Annotated in this window: 16 protein-coding genes; 9 read left to right on the top strand and 7 right to left on the bottom strand. The window is 50.1% G+C overall.

Annotated elements, in window-relative coordinates; genetic code table 11:
* Nucleotides 1–4: 4 nt before the first annotated feature.
* Together ppdK and glyS are read right to left on the bottom strand one after the other, a co-directional pair.
* Nucleotides 5–2,635: a pyruvate, phosphate dikinase gene (gene ppdK, locus O3C58_06840; GenBank protein ID MDA0691570.1), complete on the bottom strand. Its 2,631-nt coding sequence runs from the start codon at nucleotides 2,633–2,635 to the stop codon at nucleotides 5–7.
* A 100-nt stretch (nucleotides 2,636–2,735) separates the two neighbouring features.
* Entirely contained in the window at nucleotides 2,736–4,808 is a 2,073-nt protein-coding gene (gene glyS, locus O3C58_06835) for a glycine--tRNA ligase subunit beta (protein MDA0691569.1), read from the bottom strand.
* 248 nt (nucleotides 4,809–5,056) lie between these two features.
* Here glyS and O3C58_06830 point away from each other — a divergent pair, with 248 nt between their 5' ends.
* Nucleotides 5,057–7,003 carry a tetratricopeptide repeat protein gene (locus O3C58_06830; protein MDA0691568.1) on the top strand — a complete coding sequence of 649 codons (1,947 nt, stop codon included), beginning with the start codon at nucleotides 5,057–5,059 and terminating at the stop codon, nucleotides 7,001–7,003.
* Between the two features lie 102 nt (nucleotides 7,004–7,105).
* Nucleotides 7,106–7,492, top strand: a complete 387-nt coding sequence (locus O3C58_06825; protein MDA0691567.1) for a tetratricopeptide repeat protein — start codon at nucleotides 7,106–7,108, stop codon at nucleotides 7,490–7,492.
* Nucleotides 7,493–7,502: 10 nt separating this feature from the next.
* Here the strand turns inward: O3C58_06825 and glyQ are convergent, their stop codons facing one another.
* Nucleotides 7,503–8,375: a glycine--tRNA ligase subunit alpha gene (gene glyQ / locus O3C58_06820; protein ID MDA0691566.1), complete on the bottom strand. Its 873-nt coding sequence runs from the start codon at nucleotides 8,373–8,375 to the stop codon at nucleotides 7,503–7,505.
* 106 nt (nucleotides 8,376–8,481) lie between these two features.
* Nucleotides 8,482–9,045, bottom strand: coding sequence for a hypothetical protein (locus tag O3C58_06815; GenBank protein MDA0691565.1), 564 nt, complete (start codon nucleotides 9,043–9,045; stop codon nucleotides 8,482–8,484).
* A 134-nt stretch (nucleotides 9,046–9,179) separates the two neighbouring features.
* Here O3C58_06815 and O3C58_06810 point away from each other — a divergent pair, with 134 nt between their 5' ends.
* The 4 genes from O3C58_06810 (at nucleotide 9,180) to O3C58_06795 (ending at nucleotide 11,996) form a co-directional block, all read left to right on the top strand.
* A complete protein-coding gene (locus tag O3C58_06810) occupies nucleotides 9,180–9,551 on the top strand; it encodes a hypothetical protein (protein MDA0691564.1) in 372 nt (123 codons plus the stop codon).
* A 71-nt stretch (nucleotides 9,552–9,622) separates the two neighbouring features.
* Nucleotides 9,623–10,090 (top strand): DsrE family protein, encoded by a 468-nt coding sequence (locus O3C58_06805; GenBank protein MDA0691563.1) that lies wholly within the window; start codon nucleotides 9,623–9,625, stop codon nucleotides 10,088–10,090.
* Between the two features lie 83 nt (nucleotides 10,091–10,173).
* Complete coding sequence (locus O3C58_06800; protein MDA0691562.1) at nucleotides 10,174–10,632, top strand: MarR family winged helix-turn-helix transcriptional regulator; 459 nt, start codon at nucleotides 10,174–10,176, stop codon at nucleotides 10,630–10,632.
* A gap of 50 nt (nucleotides 10,633–10,682) precedes the next feature.
* Nucleotides 10,683–11,996: an SCP2 sterol-binding domain-containing protein gene (locus O3C58_06795; GenBank protein ID MDA0691561.1), complete on the top strand. Its 1,314-nt coding sequence runs from the start codon at nucleotides 10,683–10,685 to the stop codon at nucleotides 11,994–11,996.
* Between the two features lie 21 nt (nucleotides 11,997–12,017).
* Here O3C58_06795 and O3C58_06790 read toward each other — a convergent pair whose 3' ends face one another.
* Nucleotides 12,018–12,794, bottom strand: a complete 777-nt coding sequence (locus O3C58_06790) for a hypothetical protein (GenBank protein MDA0691560.1) — start codon at nucleotides 12,792–12,794, stop codon at nucleotides 12,018–12,020.
* Nucleotides 12,791–14,884 carry an AAA family ATPase gene (locus tag O3C58_06785; protein MDA0691559.1) on the bottom strand — a complete coding sequence of 698 codons (2,094 nt, stop codon included), beginning with the start codon at nucleotides 14,882–14,884 and terminating at the stop codon, nucleotides 12,791–12,793. Before O3C58_06785 ends, O3C58_06790 begins: the two co-directional genes overlap by 4 nt.
* Before the next feature lie 179 nt (nucleotides 14,885–15,063).
* Between O3C58_06785 and O3C58_06780 the strand changes: the two genes are divergently transcribed.
* The gene (locus O3C58_06780) at nucleotides 15,064–15,240 is read left to right on the top strand and encodes a DNA gyrase inhibitor YacG (protein MDA0691558.1); all 177 of its coding nucleotides are present in this window, start codon (nucleotides 15,064–15,066) and stop codon (nucleotides 15,238–15,240) included.
* 4 nt (nucleotides 15,241–15,244) lie between these two features.
* Here O3C58_06780 and O3C58_06775 read toward each other — a convergent pair whose 3' ends face one another.
* Nucleotides 15,245–16,381 carry a VCBS repeat-containing protein gene (locus tag O3C58_06775; protein MDA0691557.1) on the bottom strand — a complete coding sequence of 379 codons (1,137 nt, stop codon included), beginning with the start codon at nucleotides 16,379–16,381 and terminating at the stop codon, nucleotides 15,245–15,247.
* A gap of 213 nt (nucleotides 16,382–16,594) precedes the next feature.
* Between O3C58_06775 and O3C58_06770 the strand changes: the two genes are divergently transcribed.
* Together O3C58_06770 and O3C58_06765 are read left to right on the top strand one after the other, a co-directional pair.
* Nucleotides 16,595–17,311, top strand: coding sequence for a M23 family metallopeptidase (locus O3C58_06770; GenBank protein MDA0691556.1), 717 nt, complete (start codon nucleotides 16,595–16,597; stop codon nucleotides 17,309–17,311).
* An 82-nt stretch (nucleotides 17,312–17,393) separates the two neighbouring features.
* Nucleotides 17,394–17,912: an adenine phosphoribosyltransferase gene (locus O3C58_06765; GenBank protein ID MDA0691555.1), complete on the top strand. Its 519-nt coding sequence runs from the start codon at nucleotides 17,394–17,396 to the stop codon at nucleotides 17,910–17,912.
* Nucleotide 17,913: the final 1 nt, after the last annotated feature.

The following is a 17,913-nucleotide window of genomic DNA, read 5'->3' as shown; positions in this document are numbered from 1 at the left end:
AGGATCAACGATGCTTGATCGCCGCTTGCGCCGCCGCCAGAATAGCCGTGGGAACCCTAAAAGGAGAGCAACTGACGTAATCAAGGCCCAACGTATGAAAAAACTCAATCGAGGCAGGGTCTCCGCCATGCTCACCGCAAACACCAAGATGCAAATCTGGCTTGACGGACCTCCCTTTTTCAGCGGCGAGTTTCACCAAAGGTCCCACGCCCGCCTGATCGACCGTCACAAAGGGGTCTCTTTCCAGAATTCCCTGATCTACGTAAGAGGAAAGAAAGCTTCCCGCATCGTCGCGGCTCAAACCGAAGGCAGTTTGGGTCAGGTCGTTGGTCCCGAAGGAGAAAAAATCCGCTTCCCTGGCAATTTCATCGGCGGTGATCGCCGCTCTTGGCAATTCGATCATGGTTCCTATTTTATAGGGCAATTCCACCTGAGCTTTTCCAAGGACCTCCTCGGCCTCTTCAACGATCATCTCCCGCACCCTCTTAAATTCGTTGACATGGGCTACCAGAGGAACCATGATCTCAGGAAAAATTTTCATGCCATTTTTGACCAGTTTGCAAGCGGCTTCAATAATTGCACGAACCTGCATCCTGTAAATTTCAGGGAACATGATCCCCAGCCGGCAGCCTCTAAGACCCAGCATGGGATTGGTCTCTTTCATGGCGCTGATAGTCTTGTTCAGGGTCGCTTGCGACACCTGCATTTCCTTGGCCAGAATATTTATTTCCTTGGGCATCGTCGGCAAAAACTCGTGCAGGGGCGGGTCCAGCAAGCGGATGGTCACCGGCAACCCGCGCATGACCTTGAAGATCTGTATGAAATCCCCGCGTTGAATGGGGAGCAGTTTTTTCAGAGTTTCCGCCCGTTTTCTGGAGTCCTCCGCCAGAATCATTTTACGAACCAGAAGAATTCTGCCCTCGTCAAAAAACATATGCTCGGTCCGGCACAGACCGATGCCCTGAGCGCCAAAATCACGAGCCACAAAAGCATCATGCGGGGTATCGGCATTGGCCCGTATTTTAAGAGATCGAACTTCTCCCGCCCAACTCATCAGTCGGGTGAAATTGCTGGTCAAGCGGGGACGAATGAGCGGAACAACGCCGTGCAGGACCCGGCCCGTGCTGCCATCCAGAGTGATGGTTTCATATTCTTTTATGGGCACCCCTTTTATAAAACAACTCTTCTTCTTGATATCCACGTCCAGATCCGAACATCCCGACACACAGGGCTTGCCCATGGACCGGGCCACAACGGCGGCGTGCGATGTCATGCCTCCCTTGGCGGTCAAAATTCCCTGAGACACGCTCATGCCGTGAATATCTTCGGGCGAGGTTTCCATCCGCACCAGAATAACTTTTTCCTTTTTTTCGGCCAGCTCCTGGGCGTGTTCCGGGGTGAACACCACCTTGCCGGTGGCGGCTCCAGGGGAAGCTCCGAGGCCCTTGGTCAGCACGGTGAGTTTTTTTGCGGCAGGGTCGATCATCGGGTGAAAGATCTGATCCAGCTGATCGGCGGGAACCCGCGTCAACGCTTCGTGCTTGCTGATCAACCCCTCCTGCATCATGTCCATGGCAATTTTAATCGCCGCCGGTGCGGTGCGTTTTCCCGAGCGCGTCTGCAACATATACAACTGATTATTTTCTATGGTGAACTCCAGATCCTGCATGTCCCGGTAATGGGCTTCCAGTTTCTGGTAGATGTTGACCAGGGACTGATAAGCTTCAGGCATTTCCTTCTCCAGTTCGGTGATGGGGTTCGGGGTGCGTGTCCCGGCCACCACATCTTCTCCCTGCGCATTGACCATATATTCGCCATAAAACTTCTTTTCTCCCGTGGCCGGATTACGGGTGAACGCCACCCCCGTGGCCGAGGACGGCCCCATATTGCCAAACACCATGGCCTGCACCGTCACCGCCGTCCCCCAGTCGCTGGGAATATGATTCAGTTTCCGGTAAGTTTTGGCGCGCGGCGTGTGCCAGGATTTGAACACCGCCTCGATGGCGCTCTTCAATTGCGCCATGGGATCACCTGGAAACTCTTTTTTCACACTCTTTTTTACAACGGCACGAAATTGCTTGATGATAGATTGTAAATTCTGCGGGGTCAGGTCAGTGTCAAACTCAATTTTGCGTAGCTTTTTCTTCTGGGTGAGAATCGACTCGAATTTTTCGCCATCGATGCCCAGCACCACATTGCCAAACATGGCAATGAAGCGGCGATAACAATCGAGAGCGAAGCGCTCGTCACTGGTTTGCAGGGCCAGGCCCTGTACAGTCTCCTCATTCAAGCCAAGGTTCAACACCGTGTCCATCATTCCCGGCATGGACACGCGGGCGCCGGAACGCACGGAAACCAACAGCAGAGCGGACGGATCATTAAATTTTTTGCCGAGAGTATTTTCCAGCCGCTGCAGGTGGGTCAGTATCTCTTCCCACAGGCTTTCGGGGAATTGATGGCCATTTTCAAAGTAAAGATTGCAGGCTTCCGTGGTGACCGTAAAGCCAGGAGGCACAGCAATGCCCAGAGAAGCCATTTCGGCCAGGTTGGCCCCCTTGCCCCCCAGCAGGTTTTTCATATCGGCATTGCCTTCGGCCTCACCGCCACCAAAGGAGTAAACGTATTTTTTTCCCATTTTTAATCTGACATAAAAGAAGGATGTGAATTGAAGGCAAAAGCGCTACAGGTTCCACGCCTTATGGAGCAAATGAGATTAGCGGAACGTCTTTGCGTTTTCAAGCCCTTTTAAGCACGATCTTGGAGAAGTCGGCAATATTGGCAAACAGGCGGGAGATACCATACAGGAGGTGAAGACGATTTTTCCTCAGCGCGTCTTCTTCAACCATTACCATGACCTGATCGAAGAAATCATCCACCGCGCCCTTGATCTCAACGATTTTTTCCAACGCCTGGGCAAAGTCCTTGTCCTCGATACATTGCTGTACCGGATCTTTGACCCTGAGGTATTGGGCATAAAGTTCCTTTTCCGCCGGGTCGGCCAAAAGGTCGGTTTGAATTTCTCCCGGAGCCTCTTCGTTCAAAATACTCACAATTCGCCTGAAAGCAATGGCCAGCGGCTCAAAATGGGGAAGGCTTTTCAAGTTGGAAAAAGCGATGACCTTTTGTTTGACATCGACCAGAGAATCGATCCCCGTGGACAAAATCGCATCGATTGCATCGTAGGAATGCTCCTCCTCCGTGAGCAGGCTTTTGTAGCGCTGGGAAAAAAGGTCGAGGGTGTGCTGGCGGATCTCCTCAGGTTGCAGTTTGATTTTTTGCGCCAGAAGCTTCACCCCCGCATCGATCAATGCGTTGAATGAAAACTGCCAGCCCTTGGCGAGCACGATCTGAATGATTCCCAGGGCGTGACGGCGCAGACCATAAGGATCTTCCGATCCTGTCGGGATCAACCCGACCCCAATGCACCCCAGAATGGTGTCCAGCTTGTCACCGATGGCCACAACCGCGCCCACGGCGGTGTCTGGAAGCCTGTCGCCTGCAAAAGCCGGTCGATAATGTTCCTTGATCGCCTGGACAACTTCGGCGGCTTCTCCTGCAGCCGCCGCATAATAACCGCCCATGATTCCCTGCAATTCGGGAAACTCGTAAACCATTTGACTGACGAGATCCGCCTTGCAAAGCCAGGCGGCGCGTTCTGCGTGCTTTTTCTTATCAGGGCAGACTTTTTCCGCCAGGTTCACGGCCAATGCAGAAAACCGCGTCATTTTCTCGTAAGTGGTGCCGAGTTTTTTCTGAAAAACAACGCCTTTCAGTTCTTCAACAAAATCCTCTAATGTTCTTTTCCGGTCTTCTTCAAAGAAAAACCTGGCATCCTCCAAACGAGCTTTCAATACCCGCTCGTTGCCTTTTTTGATCTCGGCGCCGCCATCGCCGATCATATTGCTGATGGTAATGAAGTGGGGCATCAATTCCCCTGTCGGGCCGCTGACCGGAAAATACTTCTGGTGATATTTCATGGTCATCACCAGCAGTTCTTTGGGAAGCTTGAGGTATTCCGGGTCGTAGTCTCCCAAAATGGCCACAGGATATTCCACAAGACAAGCCACTTGATTGAGTAATTTAGAATCCTCTTCAACGACCCCTCCGACCTTTTCAGCCAGGGCTTGAGCCTGTTCCGCTATTAGTTTTTTGCGGGCTTCCGGTTCAACCGCCAAAAAATGTTTCTCGCATTCTTGCAGATAAGTCGCAAGGTTTTTTACCGGAAAGGCGGCGGGCTTGAGAAAACGATGACCGTAAGAGACCTCTCCACTTGGAATACCGCCGAACTCAAAATCCAGAGGTTTTTCTCCCAACAAAGCGGCGATCCAGTGGATGGGACGGGCAAAGGCAACCTTTTTGCCCCCCCAGCGCATTTTCTTGGGGAAATGTATATTCCCGATCAACTGGGGAAGAAAGGCATTCAAAAGGTCTGACGTCGGTTGGCCTTTTTTTTCGATACGCGCGCACAGCACTTCACCTTTGGCGGTCATCTCGACGGTGAGATCGGAAACGTCCATTCCCTTGCCGCGCGCAAATCCTGAAGCCGCCTTGGTCGGGTTCCCATCTGCATCGTAGGCCGCTTTCACATTAGGGCCAAGATGGGTTTCGACAACGTCTTCCTGCCTGGGTTCCACATGGGCAAAGGCGACAACCAGGCGCCTGGGAGTGCCCAGGATTTGCGGCGATTGAGCCGGAATATGATTTTTTTCGAAAAAAGCCTTCAATTCCCGACGCATGGAGTCCAGGGCGGGTTCAATATAACCGGACGGGATTTCTTCCGTACCGATTTCCAAAAAAAATTCTGACATGGGAAAGCCTAAACCTGTTGACAGGAGCGGGTATAAGAGTCCTGCAAAAAATTTATTTTGCCGGGGACTTGCGCTTTTTAGTGTAACATAAGATCATGTAAAGGAAGGGTATGTATCAGACAACCCTTGAAAAGTCAATCCACTGGGGAAGATGCAAGTTGCTTTCCCGCTTCGCGCCCGGTTCCATTCGGCAACCATATTATTTAAACCGACCACGCCCCCTTAAAAGTCTGGAACAATTTTTTTTTATGACCACACTCTTATCCATTTTTATAATTCTTCTCGTCTTCGGGGGAATTGCTTTATTCCTCATCAAGGGAAAACCGGAGAATAATGAATCGTCAGAAACAAAAAAGGATACTTCCGTAAAATCTGCGCCCAAGGAGTCTTCGGCTTACACAGAATTTTCCAATGAGAAAGAAGCTCTCAAGAAAACCCTGGAAACAAGCCTGAAAACACGATTTTCATATACTCCCCTATTGAAAATCCCCCCAACCCCGAAAAATTTTATCGGCAGAAAAAATATCATCGCCGATGTGTTGTCGCGGATTGGGAAAAATCCTGCTTTGATCGGCTTTTACGGAAACAGCGGCGTGGGTAAAACCACCCTGGGACTGATGATGACCAATAAACTGTTGCCTGATTTTCCTGACGAACCGATTTTTATAGATATGCTTGGGTCTTCGGTCAAACCTCTTAACCCTGAAGGGGTCATGACTCGTGTCATAAATTTACTCAGCCCGCATGAAAAGTACCCCGAATCCGGGGAACAAAGGACGCAACGATACCGAACTCTTTTGAAGAGCCGAAAATCCGTTCTGTTTTTGGACAATGTTTCAGGCGGCCTGAACTTGACGGAACTCCTGCCTCCAAAACAGTGCGCTCTCATCACAACTTCGATCCAACCCTTGAAACTGCCGTATTTGATTTCCAAAAAAGTCAATCCTTTGGACCCCAAGGACGCCCAGACGTATCTCCTCAAAACCTCCCCCCGGACAGGATTTTGGGTCAATGAAATCGCTAAAATATGCAACAATTTTCCGCAGGCTCTTACTCTTTTCGGCAAATACATCGCTTCAAATTCCCAACAGGATATCTCTGGATTGATAGAAAACCTGAATGGTGAATTGAAATCGATGAACGCCGAAACCCGAGCAGACGACAAACAGATTTTGAAGTTGATTTTGACCCTCAGCCATCGGTCCCTGTCGGAAAAAGCCGCCGTGGTTTTAAGAAAGCTTACCCTGTTTCCGGACACATTCGACGATAAAGCGGAAATCTTTATTTGTGAGGACCCCGATAGCGAGCATCTCTTACAACTCCTCACTTTAGGTGTGGTGACAAGTAACAACAACACCAACCGATTCAGCCTGCACGACCAGGTGCGCCGGTTCCTGGGCCAGCGGCTGAAAGAATCTGAACAAGGGGTGGCAGAAAAAAGATTTGCCACCTATTTTCTGACGGTGATCATGACAGCCGGAGAACTCTATTCCAAAGGCGGAAAAGATAGAGATCAGGGGCTGAATCGGTTCGATCTGGAATGGGAAAATATTAAAAAAGGGCGCGAGTGGGCTCATTCCGCCAGTGATCACGATGAGGAAGCTGATAATATTTGCCTGTCTTACACGGAAGCGGCCATTCCTCTGCTCGAATTGCGGCAAACCCCCGCCGAACGTTTAAAATGGTATCAGGCGGCCTTAAATTCATCGAGACGATTGAACGAATCTGAAGTTGAAAACAAGTACCTCTTGCTTCTGGGAATAGAACACAACAAGTTGAACCAGTCGGAGGAGGCTTTGGATTTTCTGGGACAAGCCTTGAAAAGTTGCCAGCAGTCGAATGATGCCAGCAATGAGAGAATCGCATTGGGCCAACTGGGCTTGACCCAGCGGGCTCTTGGCAGACATCACCGAGCCATTGAGTATTTTGAAAAAGAGTTGACGCTCCTGCGTAAATCCGAGGACACCTCAGGCGAAGAAACCATTCTGGAAAATCTTGGCGGCATCTATAGTCAAGTCGGTGAAAACGACCGGGCCATTGAATATTATAAAGAAGAATTGAGCCTGGTGCGGAAACAGAAAGATTCTCCACGGCAGGGACGCATCCTGGGAGATCTTGGTAAGATCTATTCTTCCCTGGGAGACCACAGCAACGCCATTGAGTATTTTGAGGAAGGCTTGGCCCTGGTCAAATAATTTCAGGATCAAAAGGGAGAAATTGCCCTGTACGGAAAACTGGGGGATGCCTACACGGAAAACAAAAAATTCAAAAAAGCGCTGGGCTACTACCAGCAGGGATTGAATCTCGCCCAGGAATTAAAAGATCAAAAGAATGTCGCTTTGATGCTGGAGCAAATGGGCCGATCCAATTTAAAGGCAGGCAACCATCGTGAAGCGACGCCTTGCTTTCAAAAAGCCTTGATCCTCTTCCAAAAAACAGGGGACAAAGCCAAAGAAGGTGAAACGCTGTGGAACCTGGCTCAGGCAATGGGACAGGCGGAAAAAAAACCCGAGGCGATTCATTTCGCGGAAGCCGCTCTCGTCCTTTACCAAAAAATCAAACGACTGGATAAGAATGTTCGCAAGGATATCGAAAACCAGTTGCAACGATGGCAGGAGATACCTGCGGAGGAAAATCCCCCGGTGGAGGCTTCCGTAAAAACCGACGAAAAACCCGCGCAATAAACCCGCGCCCTCACCCCTTCTTCAACAGAGGAAAGCCCATGGCTTCTCGTTGCGCAAGATAACCTTCAGCGCACAAACGGGCCAGTTTTCGGACCCGTCCGATGAACCCGGTTCGTTCCGTCACGCTGATGGCGCCGCGAGCGTCCAGCAGGTTAAACGCATGCGAGCATTTCAAGGTGTAGTCGTAGGCAGGCAACACCAACTCGTTTTCCAGAAGCAGTCCGGCCTCCTCCTCATACATATCGAACCACTTGAACAAACGGTCCTTGTCGGAGGTTTCAAAATTGTAGCGCGAAAACTGCTTTTCCGTCTCGAGGTGAACGTCTCCATATTTCAGAGTATCGTTCCATTGCAAATCATACACATTGTCGATGTTCTGCAAATACATGGAAATTCTTTCCAGACCATAGGTCAGCTCGACTGCGACCGGAGCCAGATCGATTCCACCCACCTGTTGAAAATAGGTGAACTGGGTGATTTCCATGCCATCGAGCCACACTTCCCATCCCAGTCCCCAGGCGCCAAGCGTGGGGGATTCCCAGTCGTCTTCCACAAAGCGGATATCGTGCTTCATGGGGTCGATGCCGAGAGCGGTCAGGCTTTCGAGGTACACGTCCTGAATATCCTCTGACGAAGGTTTGACGATCACCTGGAACTGGTAATAATGCTGGAGCCGGTTGGGGTTTTCTCCATAGCGGCCATCCGTCGGTCGGCGGGACGGCTCCACATAAGCCGCCCGGTAAGGCTCCGGGCCCAATACCCTGAAAAACGTGCTGGGGTTGAACGTCCCCGCGCCCACTTCAATATCGTAGGGCTGGTGCAGAGCGCAACCTCGTGAGGTCCAAAAGTTCTGTAAGGTAAGAATAACGTTTTGAAAATTCATAGTGCATGCTGTGTAGCAGAGGAACCCGTCAAAAGTCAACCCCCATCACGGGAAAACCTACGGGAAGGAGGCAGGAACAATACGATTAAAATATTCAGCCGACAGGTCACTTCAAATCCTTAAAATCCCTGCGGACGGTTTCGATTTTTTCCCGGTACCCTTTAGCGTCGCCGTAGTCTAAAAAGTTTCTATAACGATTATGAACGGTCTTCAATTTGCGCGCGTGTTTGATCGGGCACCAGTATTGCTCCGTTCTTGCGACCACCTCCCGGGCATACGCAAGCAGGCCGTTGAAATAGCCGCAATAAAGGCAATTCATTTTTTCAATGCCGTTCAAATAGCTCAGGTATTGCCGATCGAGCACAATATAATCGCTGCGCCGAACCCTGGGAATTCCGTATACGGGAAAACAGATCGCCTGATAAGCACTAATTGCTAAATCCAGGAACACCCCCGGCACCAGGCAAAACCAGATCACCGGCGCCGTGAGAATTACCAACGTGTCGGATTGATACAAATATTTATGAATTTTTTGAGCCAGCGCCCGGTGCTGTTTTCTGACTTCCCGTTCAAATCGAACTTTCTTGCGGATCACTTCATAATAAAATTCATCCTGTTTTTTTTGTAGCTCCTGGATCAACTCGTTTTCCAGGCCCCTGATTCTTTCCATCAGGCTTTCAATTTAATTTGCCATCGTTCCGCCTTTTGTTAGACTATTTCAATCAGGGGATCTCCAAAAAAAGCTCATAGGTCCTGACTTTATTCTCGATATGCCCTCAATTCATTATCTCACAAGAAAATAAGATGCACGCGGTTTACAAAGCGGTTTCATTTGAAGATGTACAAAGGGTCATCGAATACTGCCGCCACCACACCATCCAAAACGGCGGCCTGTTTGAGATTTATCCCGGACCGGACCCCACGATGGTGATGATGATCGTCAACTCCTGTTCCGAGGGCGATCAAGTGAACTCGCTGCGCCCGTTGGGAGCTTTTTACTGCAACTTCACCGCCCCCGGCGTGATATCCATCGAAGAGGAAGACCCCCATTATGACGGCACGGAATCCAGGAAACGGCATGTCAAAGCCATCAAACAGGTGATCGACCTGCTCCTGGAAAAAGGTTATCCAGGAACCCAGATTTCCTTCAACGATTTGTCAGTATTGAAGGATTAAAAAATTGGCACCTTCTGCACCCAGACGCTATTTTTGACAATTTTATTGCATCACTGCCTTAGGAGGGCATTATGAGAAAATTAACTCTGCGTTTACTTTCCATTTCTTTTCTGATCGCGGCCTTGATGGGGGTGGGAATCAGTCAGGCTGGAACCATGAATCACCGCACCGAAGATGGCAAAATCAAAGTTCTATATCACATTGATGGAGCGGATGTGGGAGTGGCTACCTACGCCTTGGCTCTTATCAATAAGCACATCGAAGCCGAAGGCGGACCGGAAAAAATAGAGGTCAAGGTCGTGGTCCACGGACCGGCCTTGAAGTTGTTTGACAAGAAGGATGTGGACCCCAAGCTTCTCAACAAGCTCAAATTGATCCTGGAAAAAGGGGTCGAACCGGAAATGTGCCAGGTTTCCATGAAACTGTTCAACATGCCGCTGGACACTCTGGCCGATGGATTCAAACCCACGGAGCATCCTGTTGCCGTCAAACGCATCGCCGACCTCCAGGAACAGGGGTATTTGTATATCAAGCCTTAGAGAATCCCTTAACGACTGAGACCAAAAAATCAAACCACCAAAAAACTATTGACAAACATATATAGGTGTATATACTCCTATGCATGACATCGAATAAATCACAGCTGAAAACGGACCCACTGACGGTTGCGGAGTGCACCTGTTTCAACCTCAGGAAAGCCACACGCACCGTCACCCAGCTGTTCGATGAAGTGATGCAACCCACGGGACTCCGGGCCACGCAGTTCACGCTTCTCGCCGCTATCTCCTCTTTCGGATCGGTGGCCATTGGTCCACTTTCTCAGGCGCTGGTCATGGACCGAACCACCTTGACCCGCAACCTGAAACCGCTGGAATCTCAGCAATTGGTTAAAATCGTTCCCGGTGAAGACCGCCGCACCCGCAACCTGACCCTGACGGACAAAGGAAAAAAAACCTTAAAAAAATCCATGCCCTATTGGACAAAAGCTCAGTCTGAGGTGATTCAACGGCTGACGCCAAGGCGTTGGAATGAATTGATGAAAAACCTGAACTCAACCATCAAGACTCTCGGACCAACTTAAAAAAAATTTCATCAAATAAGTGCATATACACTTAAACTAAGGAGCGCAAAATGCAAACCATCGAAACCGCCGCAGAAGAAAAACCCCTTAAAACACAAACCGTCCATTCCGCCGAATGGTTGCGGAAAATTTGTATCGAAGAGGGCGCGGACGATATGGGATTGATCGAAATCGAGCGTCCGGCTTTGGACTCGGAACGTAAAGGTATCCTGCACGTGTTCGGGCGCACGCGCACCGTCATCTCCCTGGTGCAGGTCATGAACCGGGAGAATATTCAAAGTCCGGCGCGTTATGTCGCCAACGATGAATTCCACAAAACGATCGAAGACCTCACGCAAATCGCCCGCAGAATCGTCAAGCGAATCAACAAGCACGGCGTGCGTGGTGTCGTTCCCACCGTCGGGTTTCCGATGGACATGGACCGTTGGGGAACACTTAAAATCTGGGATGTCAGCCACAAGCTGATGGCGGAGCAAGCGGGCATGGGGCGCATGGGGAAAAATCGCAACGTCATCCACCCCCGATTTGGAAACTTCATCCTGCTGGAGTCGATCCTGATCGACGCGGAAATGGACCGCTACGACCGGCCTCTGGATACGAATCCCTGCCTCACCTGCAACCTGTGCGTTTCGGCCTGCCCGGTCGGTGCCATTCATTCCAACTGGGAATTTGATTTTTCTTCCTGCTACAACCGCAACTATCGCGAGTTCATGGGCGGCTTTCAAGATTGGACCGAGCAACTGGTTGCATCAAAAAATGTGGATCAATACCGTTCAAAAGTGCGCGATAGCGAGACGATGTCCATCTGGCAATCGCTTTCGTTTGGCGCCAATTACAAAGCCGCCTATTGCATGGCGGTGTGCCCGGCAGGGGAGGAGGTCTTGCCTTTTTTCCAACGGGATAAGAAACAATATGTGACCGAGATCGTCAAGCCATTGAAAGACAGGGTGGAGCCCGTCTATGTGAAACCAGGGACCACGGCGGAAAAGGTGGCGCGAAAAAACCCCACTAAAGAGATTCGTTATATCAGCACTCCGTTTCGCCCGCAAACCCTCGAAGGATTTATCCACGGCATCAAAATAGCTTTCAATCGGGAAAAAGCAAGAGATCTGACGCTAACTATTCATTTCGCCTTTACGGGTAATGAAGAGCGCAAAATCACCGTGAATATAGTGAATGGCAAATTAGGAATGCTGGAAGGACACACGGGCCAAGCCGACCTTGGGGTCCGGGCGGACACTCAGGCATGGCTTAAAATAGCCGGACGGGAATCCTCTCCCTTGTGGCCGGTGGTGTCCGGCAAACTGAAGATTCGCGGCAATCCACTGCTCCTGATGAAATTTCAGAATTGTATCGCCAATTAAAGAGTGGGGATCAAAAAAAGATTATCCGCCAATATGGGCTTCCACCCTTTGCCCCTTGTAGGAAAAAATCGCCTTGTGCGCTTCGATGGACTCAAGAGTGGAGTCCAACAGGGTGTCTCCCACTTTCAGTTTTTTATTTTTGTCTGCGTTGGTGGCAACATAAACATGGTTGGCCGCATTGTTCGGACTGAAAAAAATGATTCCCTTGAGCTTAAGCCCTGGGATGTGTTGAACCCCGTTCAATGAGGAAACCCGTTCTTCAAGGCTTTGGCTTGCCACCTCAACGGGAATAGTGGCGGCCTGAATCAGGTTTTCGATTTCGCGGATTTCCGCAGACCCATTCGGTTCAGGCTGCTCCACGATCGCGGGCGCGGTAGTTTCCACCATTAGAGGAAGTGCATCTTCCGGTCCAAAAAAATCTTTATCCATCAAGAGATCATCCTCTGCTACCGGCTCCGTTTCGGGAATGCCAGAGAGTGGAATTCCGGGACTCGTCGCCACTTTCTCCGGCGGTTTTTTTATCTTTGGCACCAGAGATGCCTGATGGGACAAGTTAATATTTCCCATTCGATTCAGTCGGGGTTCGGAAAAAGAGAAATAATATATCGCCAGTCCGGCGAACAACACTCCTCCCGCAGCCAGCCCGCCAAGCAAGCCCCACCTGCGCGGCGCTTGCCGACCGAACTGTGGATAGGTGGACTCCTGGCCCTGCAACAGCAACCCCTTCAGGTTGATATTCTTCTCCAGAACGCTTTTCTCTTCCTCGAGTTTTTTTAACGTATTGAGAATGGTGCTCATGGTTCCATCAGCTTGGGAGTTGAGTAAATGTCCAACAGATTATATAGAAGCATGGTGCTTTCCGTAGAAAATTTACCGTCATCCTTGATATTGTTTTTGCGCTGAAATTTGCGCACGGCTTTATCGGTCTGTTCGCCATAGTGCGGGACTTCGCGACCGATAAAGAAACCCAGCAACCGCAGGTTTTTTTGCAACCAGATCACTTCCTTGCCCTCATATCCATTTACCAGCTTGCCATCGGGCAGGAACTCAAAATTTTTCCAGATAATAATCGCCTTGCGGGTCCATAACGGGTTGATGGTTTCAATCGGCATTTCGATTTTATCGACCGAACCGAAAACACCGCGATCCCCTTTCACCGAGATCAGGGCCAGGTATTTGGTTCCCTGGGAATTGGGAAGCGTCACTTCCAGAATGGCGGGATAATTGAGGTTGGTCAAGCGCTTGAAATTGCCATTCAATTCATATTGCGACAAGTCGAATTCCGTCTCCAGGTTTTCAAGCGCCCACTTGTCCACCATTTCGGCGCCGGACTGGTCAAAGCCCCAGGTTTCCAATATCCATTTTGCCGCTTCCAGCTTGCTTTCCTCCAGGGAAAGACTCGATAAATAAGTGACCAGCTTATCCGGCTGGGTGAGAACCAGGGAACCTGGCTTGGCCGTATTTTCAGGAGGCGGAACGGCTTCCAGTTTTTGCATGGCATCCAGTTTATCAATAGAAGATACCGATTCCACCGGCACAGCCCCCGCTTCCTTTTGTACCAGCTGACCGGGGTTGGAAAGGTCTATCGGATTTTCCTGAATCATTTTTGGAATATCCCGGCCTCTGTCCGGGTTGGTCTTCAAATCCGGCAGAGCAAAATCATGTATGATAAAAACCATCAAGGCCGCCACAGCAATGGATGGCAGAACAAATTTCCAGAAAATTTCCAGCGGCGAAGCCGTCGGTTTGAGGCCGCCAATATCCTTGGCCGCCATGCGAACAATTTTACAGGTGAGCTTCTTGGTATTCTGGGTATAGGCGATCAACAGCGACCGGTCCGCAAGGACGTTGATCATCCGCGGAATTCCCTTCGCATACCTGAAGATCAAATTGGTGCCGGAACGGGTCAACTGCACCTTGCCCTTGCCGAGCGCCACATTGAGCCGATGCTGGATATAACCGCGCGTTTCCTCCAGATTCAGGGGAAGCAGTTCCCACTGGATGGTGATGCGTTGCTTTAACTGCCTGAGGTCCTCCTGAGCCAGCACCTTGTCCAGTTCCGGTTGGCCGATGAGCACGATCTGAATCAGTTTTTCCGTTTCGGTTTCCAGATTGGAGAGGAGGCGCAACTGCTCCAAAACTGAGGGAAGGAGGTCCTGGGCTTCGTCGATGATGACCACCACCCGGTGTCCCTTTTTCCTTTCTTCAAGCAAAAAACGGTTCAGGACATCGGTGAGTTTTTTCTTGCTGGTGCTTTCCGCAGGCAATCCCAGTTCGGAGTTGATGGTCTGTAAAAGTTCGAGTTCGTCGATTCCCGGATTAAAAATGTAGGCGATGCTGAAGTCCGTGTGCAGTTCTCTCAAGAAACTCCTGCAGATCATGGTTTTCCCGGTTCCGACTTCACCGACAATTTTCAGGAATCCATTATTCTCCTGTATGCCATAAACCAGGTGGGCAAGTACTTCCTTGTGTTTGGGGCTTAAGTAAAGGTATTTGGGGTCCGGGGTCAGGTCGAAGGGTTTTTCCGACAAACCAAAATAATCTTCATAAACGTTCCCGGAATTTTTCTTGATATCCCCGGCAATTTCCCAATCGTTGAAGGGCGCTGTGTCCAAATGTGAGGAAGACGATAGGACGCTTTTGCCATTCCCTTGAATCGACAGGTCGTGTTCTCCCCGTTTTTTCTCGTTGGAGAGCGTGTCGTAGGCCTCCTGTAACAACGCGATCTTGCCTTTTAATGCGGCCTGGATTCTTGGCGAGCGCTTGGACCCGGCGGAGTCGAACCGGCTGATCAGTCTTTTGTAGGCGTGGTCAATTTCATGCTGGGACGCATCCGGATGGATGCCCAAAACCTGGTAGAAATTGCGCTGTTTGATCTCAATAATCATCGTATCTTTCAAACGGGTTCACCACCCCCTAAGGAGAATATACAGACGCTTCATCAGGAAAGTAATTACCAATCACATCCCACCGATCAAAGCCTGGTGAGCATGCTGTGCTATTATAGTTAAAATAGAATATTAGCCGGACAAAAAATAACAGTAAAGACGATTACTCGAAGAATCCCATGAAATGCCTGACTTGTAAAAAACCGGTCGAATCAAAAGAAAAAAATCCCTTTTTGCCATTTTGCTCGGAACGATGCAAACTGATTGACCTTGGAAACTGGCTGGATGAAAAATACGTGATCACCAGCTCTTCACCCCCCCCGCCTGAAAACCCGACCGAAGAGAATAACGGCTGACAGGTCAGGATTCAACCGGCTGAGGAGTGGAAACTTTCCTCAAGAGGACCTCCAGCAATTGCGAGTCGTATAAAAGTACCGCAAGGTCGGTCAAGCCATCCTGATTAAAATCTGCGCCCGTGAGCGCACGTGGACTTCTGCCCACCGGATAATTAAAATGCGGAAATAAAAAAGTCCCGTCTCCCTTACCTTCCAAAATGGAAATGGAGCCATCCCGCCGGTTGCACACCGCCAGATCGGGAACCCGGTCGCCGGTAAACTCACCGGGGAAAATATGCTCGGGTCCTTTTTCGCCGGCAAAATCACCCACCGCACGAAAAGAACCTTTGCCATCCCCAAGGTACAGAGTGACGCTATCCTGAAGGATGCTGGAAGTGATCAGGTCCAAGTAGCCGTCACCGTTCATATCGTGCTGGGTGATGAATGTGGATTGATGCCCGCCGGTAATGCGCTTGGGGTTTTCGAAGGTGCCGTCGCCCTTGCCGTAATACAGGCGAATGAAATTTACCTTGATGGCGTTGAAGGCAATGGCAATATCCAGATTCTTATCCTTATTGAAATCGCCCGTCACCAGATTGGCCGGGGTCCCGGAAGCTTTATAGACTTCCGCCAACTTGAACGTCCCGTCACCGACCCCTAAAAGGATGATCAATTTGTGAAACCGCAAGGTCACAGCAAGATCGATATTTTCATCGTTGTTGAAATCACCTGACACCACCGCGATCGGCAGTCTTCCGACTTTCACCTTGCCTTTTAGCTTGAACAGGCCGTCCTTCTGGCCCAGAATGATGGAGACTTCGCCATCGCCATAATTGCATAGAGCGATGTCCGCACTGCCATCGCCGTTAAAATCCGCAACGTCTATAGCGACGGGCTCACGGCCGGTGCTCATGGTCTGCGGATCTTTGAACTTGCCGTCACCCAGTCCTTCGAGGTAACTTAAGGTATCGTCCCCCGAATTGGCGACCAAAAGATCATGGTAGCCATCGTTGTTCATGTCATGCGCGTGCACGGCCGCTGGCTTTTTCCCCACCTTATAGGTCACAGGAAGGGCAAAAATATCCGGTGCCACAGCATTGGGGCCGCATCCTGAAATAAGACCGAGCAACGGGAGCCACACACAAATTCTTAAAGAGAACATCCAGCTTCCATATTCAAAATGAATTTTTTAAATTAAAATCTCGAAGACCCACAGCCTCTGTTTGGGAAATGGCCTCCCGTTTATACCCTATGCCCTCAGGGTTGTAAAGAACAACCCCTCATGCGATAGGGCTTGACAGAATACGTCTCGATGTTAAAATATTTCAATGGGTTATGAGACAATCGACGCGATTTGAACATGATTTTTCCAAAGATGATCATAAAATTAACCGGCCTTGTTCTCGCCACCGTTTTGCTCAGCAGTTGCCAGGGTTTTCTTTTTTCCGGCTCCCCATCGCCGACGGGTGGAGTGTATCATGTGGTCCAGTCGGGACAAACGCTGTACAGTATCGCCCAGGTCTACGAAATAAATGTCCAGACGTTGATACGAATCAACAAAATACGTGATGCGGCCAATGTCGCCGTCGGAAGCCGTTTGTGGATTCCCGGAGCCTTCCGGGTGCGCTACGTCCCCACCGACAATCCACAACAAACCGCCCAGCAGAAACCAGAGGCAAAAGCATCGGGGCAGAAACAACGGCCGCCGGTTAAAAATTTTTTACAATGGCCGGTCAAGGGAATTTTGACCTCCACCTTCGGAAAACGCGGCGGGCGAAACCACGACGGGATCGATATCGGCACCCCCAAGGGAACCCCCATAGTCGCCTCGGCAGACGGACAGGTGATTTTCAGCGACTGGGGTCCCACCGGCTACGGCCTGATGGTCATTATCAAACACAAAAATCACCTGACCACCGTTTATGCCCACAATTCAAAAAACTGGGTGCGTAAAAACACCTGGGTCACGCAAGGCCAGAAAATTGCCTCTGTTGGCAGCACCGGGCGTTCGACCGGCCCGCATCTGCATTTTGAGGTGCGCAACGACACCCACTCAAGAAACCCTTTGAAATACCTTCCTGCAAAAAGATAAACTTTTCTTTTTTTGGCAGACGTAGTAAAAACCATCACTCAACAAGGTCGAACCAAATCAACCGTGATCGAGGGTAAAAAATATGGAAATGTTGAAATCAGCAATCCGTGATATTCCTGACTTCCCCAAGGAAGGCATTATCTTCAAGGACATCACCCCCCTACTGGCGAATGGCAATACCTTTAAAAAAACCATCGACACCTTGAAAGACCGCTACGCGGGAAAACAGATCGACACCGTGGTGGGAATCGAAGCACGGGGATTTATTTTTGCCTCGGCGCTTGCCTATGCACTGGGCGCGGGAACGGTGCTGGTGCGCAAACCGGGGAAACTGCCCTACAAAACTTACAAGCAGGCTTACTCTCTTGAGTATGGAAACGACGCGGTGGAGATTCATCAGGATGCTTTTGAGCCGGGGCAGAGAATCGTCCTCATTGACGACGTGCTGGCCACAGGCGGCACCATCGCCGCTACGGCGAATCTGATCCAGTCCAATTTTCAGGTGGAGATTGTGGAGGCGGCGTTTCTCATCGAACTGGATTTTCTTAAAGGACGAGAAAAAATCAAAGACCTGCCGATCTATTCCATGATGCATTATTGAA

It is taken from the genome of Nitrospinota bacterium, from assembly GCA_027619975.1.
Lineage (GTDB): Bacteria > Nitrospinota > Nitrospinia > Nitrospinales > VA-1 > JADFGI01.
The sequence above is the reverse complement of the archived record's forward strand: the minus strand, read 5'-3'. Positions and strand labels throughout refer to the sequence as shown.

Excerpts from the sequence above, each read along its gene's own strand:
- ppdK (MDA0691570.1), bottom strand. The coding sequence starts at position 2,635 with ATGGGAAAAAAATACGTTTACTCCTTTGGTGGCGGTGAGGCCGAAGGC.
- glyS (MDA0691569.1), bottom strand. The coding sequence starts at position 4,808 with ATGTCAGAATTTTTTTTGGAAATCGGTACGGAAGAAATCCCGTCCGGT.
- O3C58_06830 (MDA0691568.1), top strand. The coding sequence starts at position 5,057 with ATGACCACACTCTTATCCATTTTTATAATTCTTCTCGTCTTCGGGGGA.
- glyQ (MDA0691566.1), bottom strand. The coding sequence starts at position 8,375 with ATGAATTTTCAAAACGTTATTCTTACCTTACAGAACTTTTGGACCTCA.
- O3C58_06815 (MDA0691565.1), bottom strand. The coding sequence starts at position 9,045 with ATGGAAAGAATCAGGGGCCTGGAAAACGAGTTGATCCAGGAGCTACAA.
- O3C58_06810 (MDA0691564.1), top strand. The coding sequence starts at position 9,180 with ATGCACGCGGTTTACAAAGCGGTTTCATTTGAAGATGTACAAAGGGTC.
- O3C58_06805 (MDA0691563.1), top strand. The coding sequence starts at position 9,623 with ATGAGAAAATTAACTCTGCGTTTACTTTCCATTTCTTTTCTGATCGCG.
- O3C58_06800 (MDA0691562.1), top strand. The coding sequence starts at position 10,174 with ATGACATCGAATAAATCACAGCTGAAAACGGACCCACTGACGGTTGCG.
- O3C58_06795 (MDA0691561.1), top strand. The coding sequence starts at position 10,683 with ATGCAAACCATCGAAACCGCCGCAGAAGAAAAACCCCTTAAAACACAA.
- O3C58_06790 (MDA0691560.1), bottom strand. The coding sequence starts at position 12,794 with ATGAGCACCATTCTCAATACGTTAAAAAAACTCGAGGAAGAGAAAAGC.
- O3C58_06785 (MDA0691559.1), bottom strand. The coding sequence starts at position 14,884 with ATGATTATTGAGATCAAACAGCGCAATTTCTACCAGGTTTTGGGCATC.
- O3C58_06780 (MDA0691558.1), top strand. The coding sequence starts at position 15,064 with ATGAAATGCCTGACTTGTAAAAAACCGGTCGAATCAAAAGAAAAAAAT.
- O3C58_06775 (MDA0691557.1), bottom strand. The coding sequence starts at position 16,381 with ATGTTCTCTTTAAGAATTTGTGTGTGGCTCCCGTTGCTCGGTCTTATT.
- O3C58_06770 (MDA0691556.1), top strand. The coding sequence starts at position 16,595 with ATGATCATAAAATTAACCGGCCTTGTTCTCGCCACCGTTTTGCTCAGC.
- O3C58_06765 (MDA0691555.1), top strand. The coding sequence starts at position 17,394 with ATGGAAATGTTGAAATCAGCAATCCGTGATATTCCTGACTTCCCCAAG.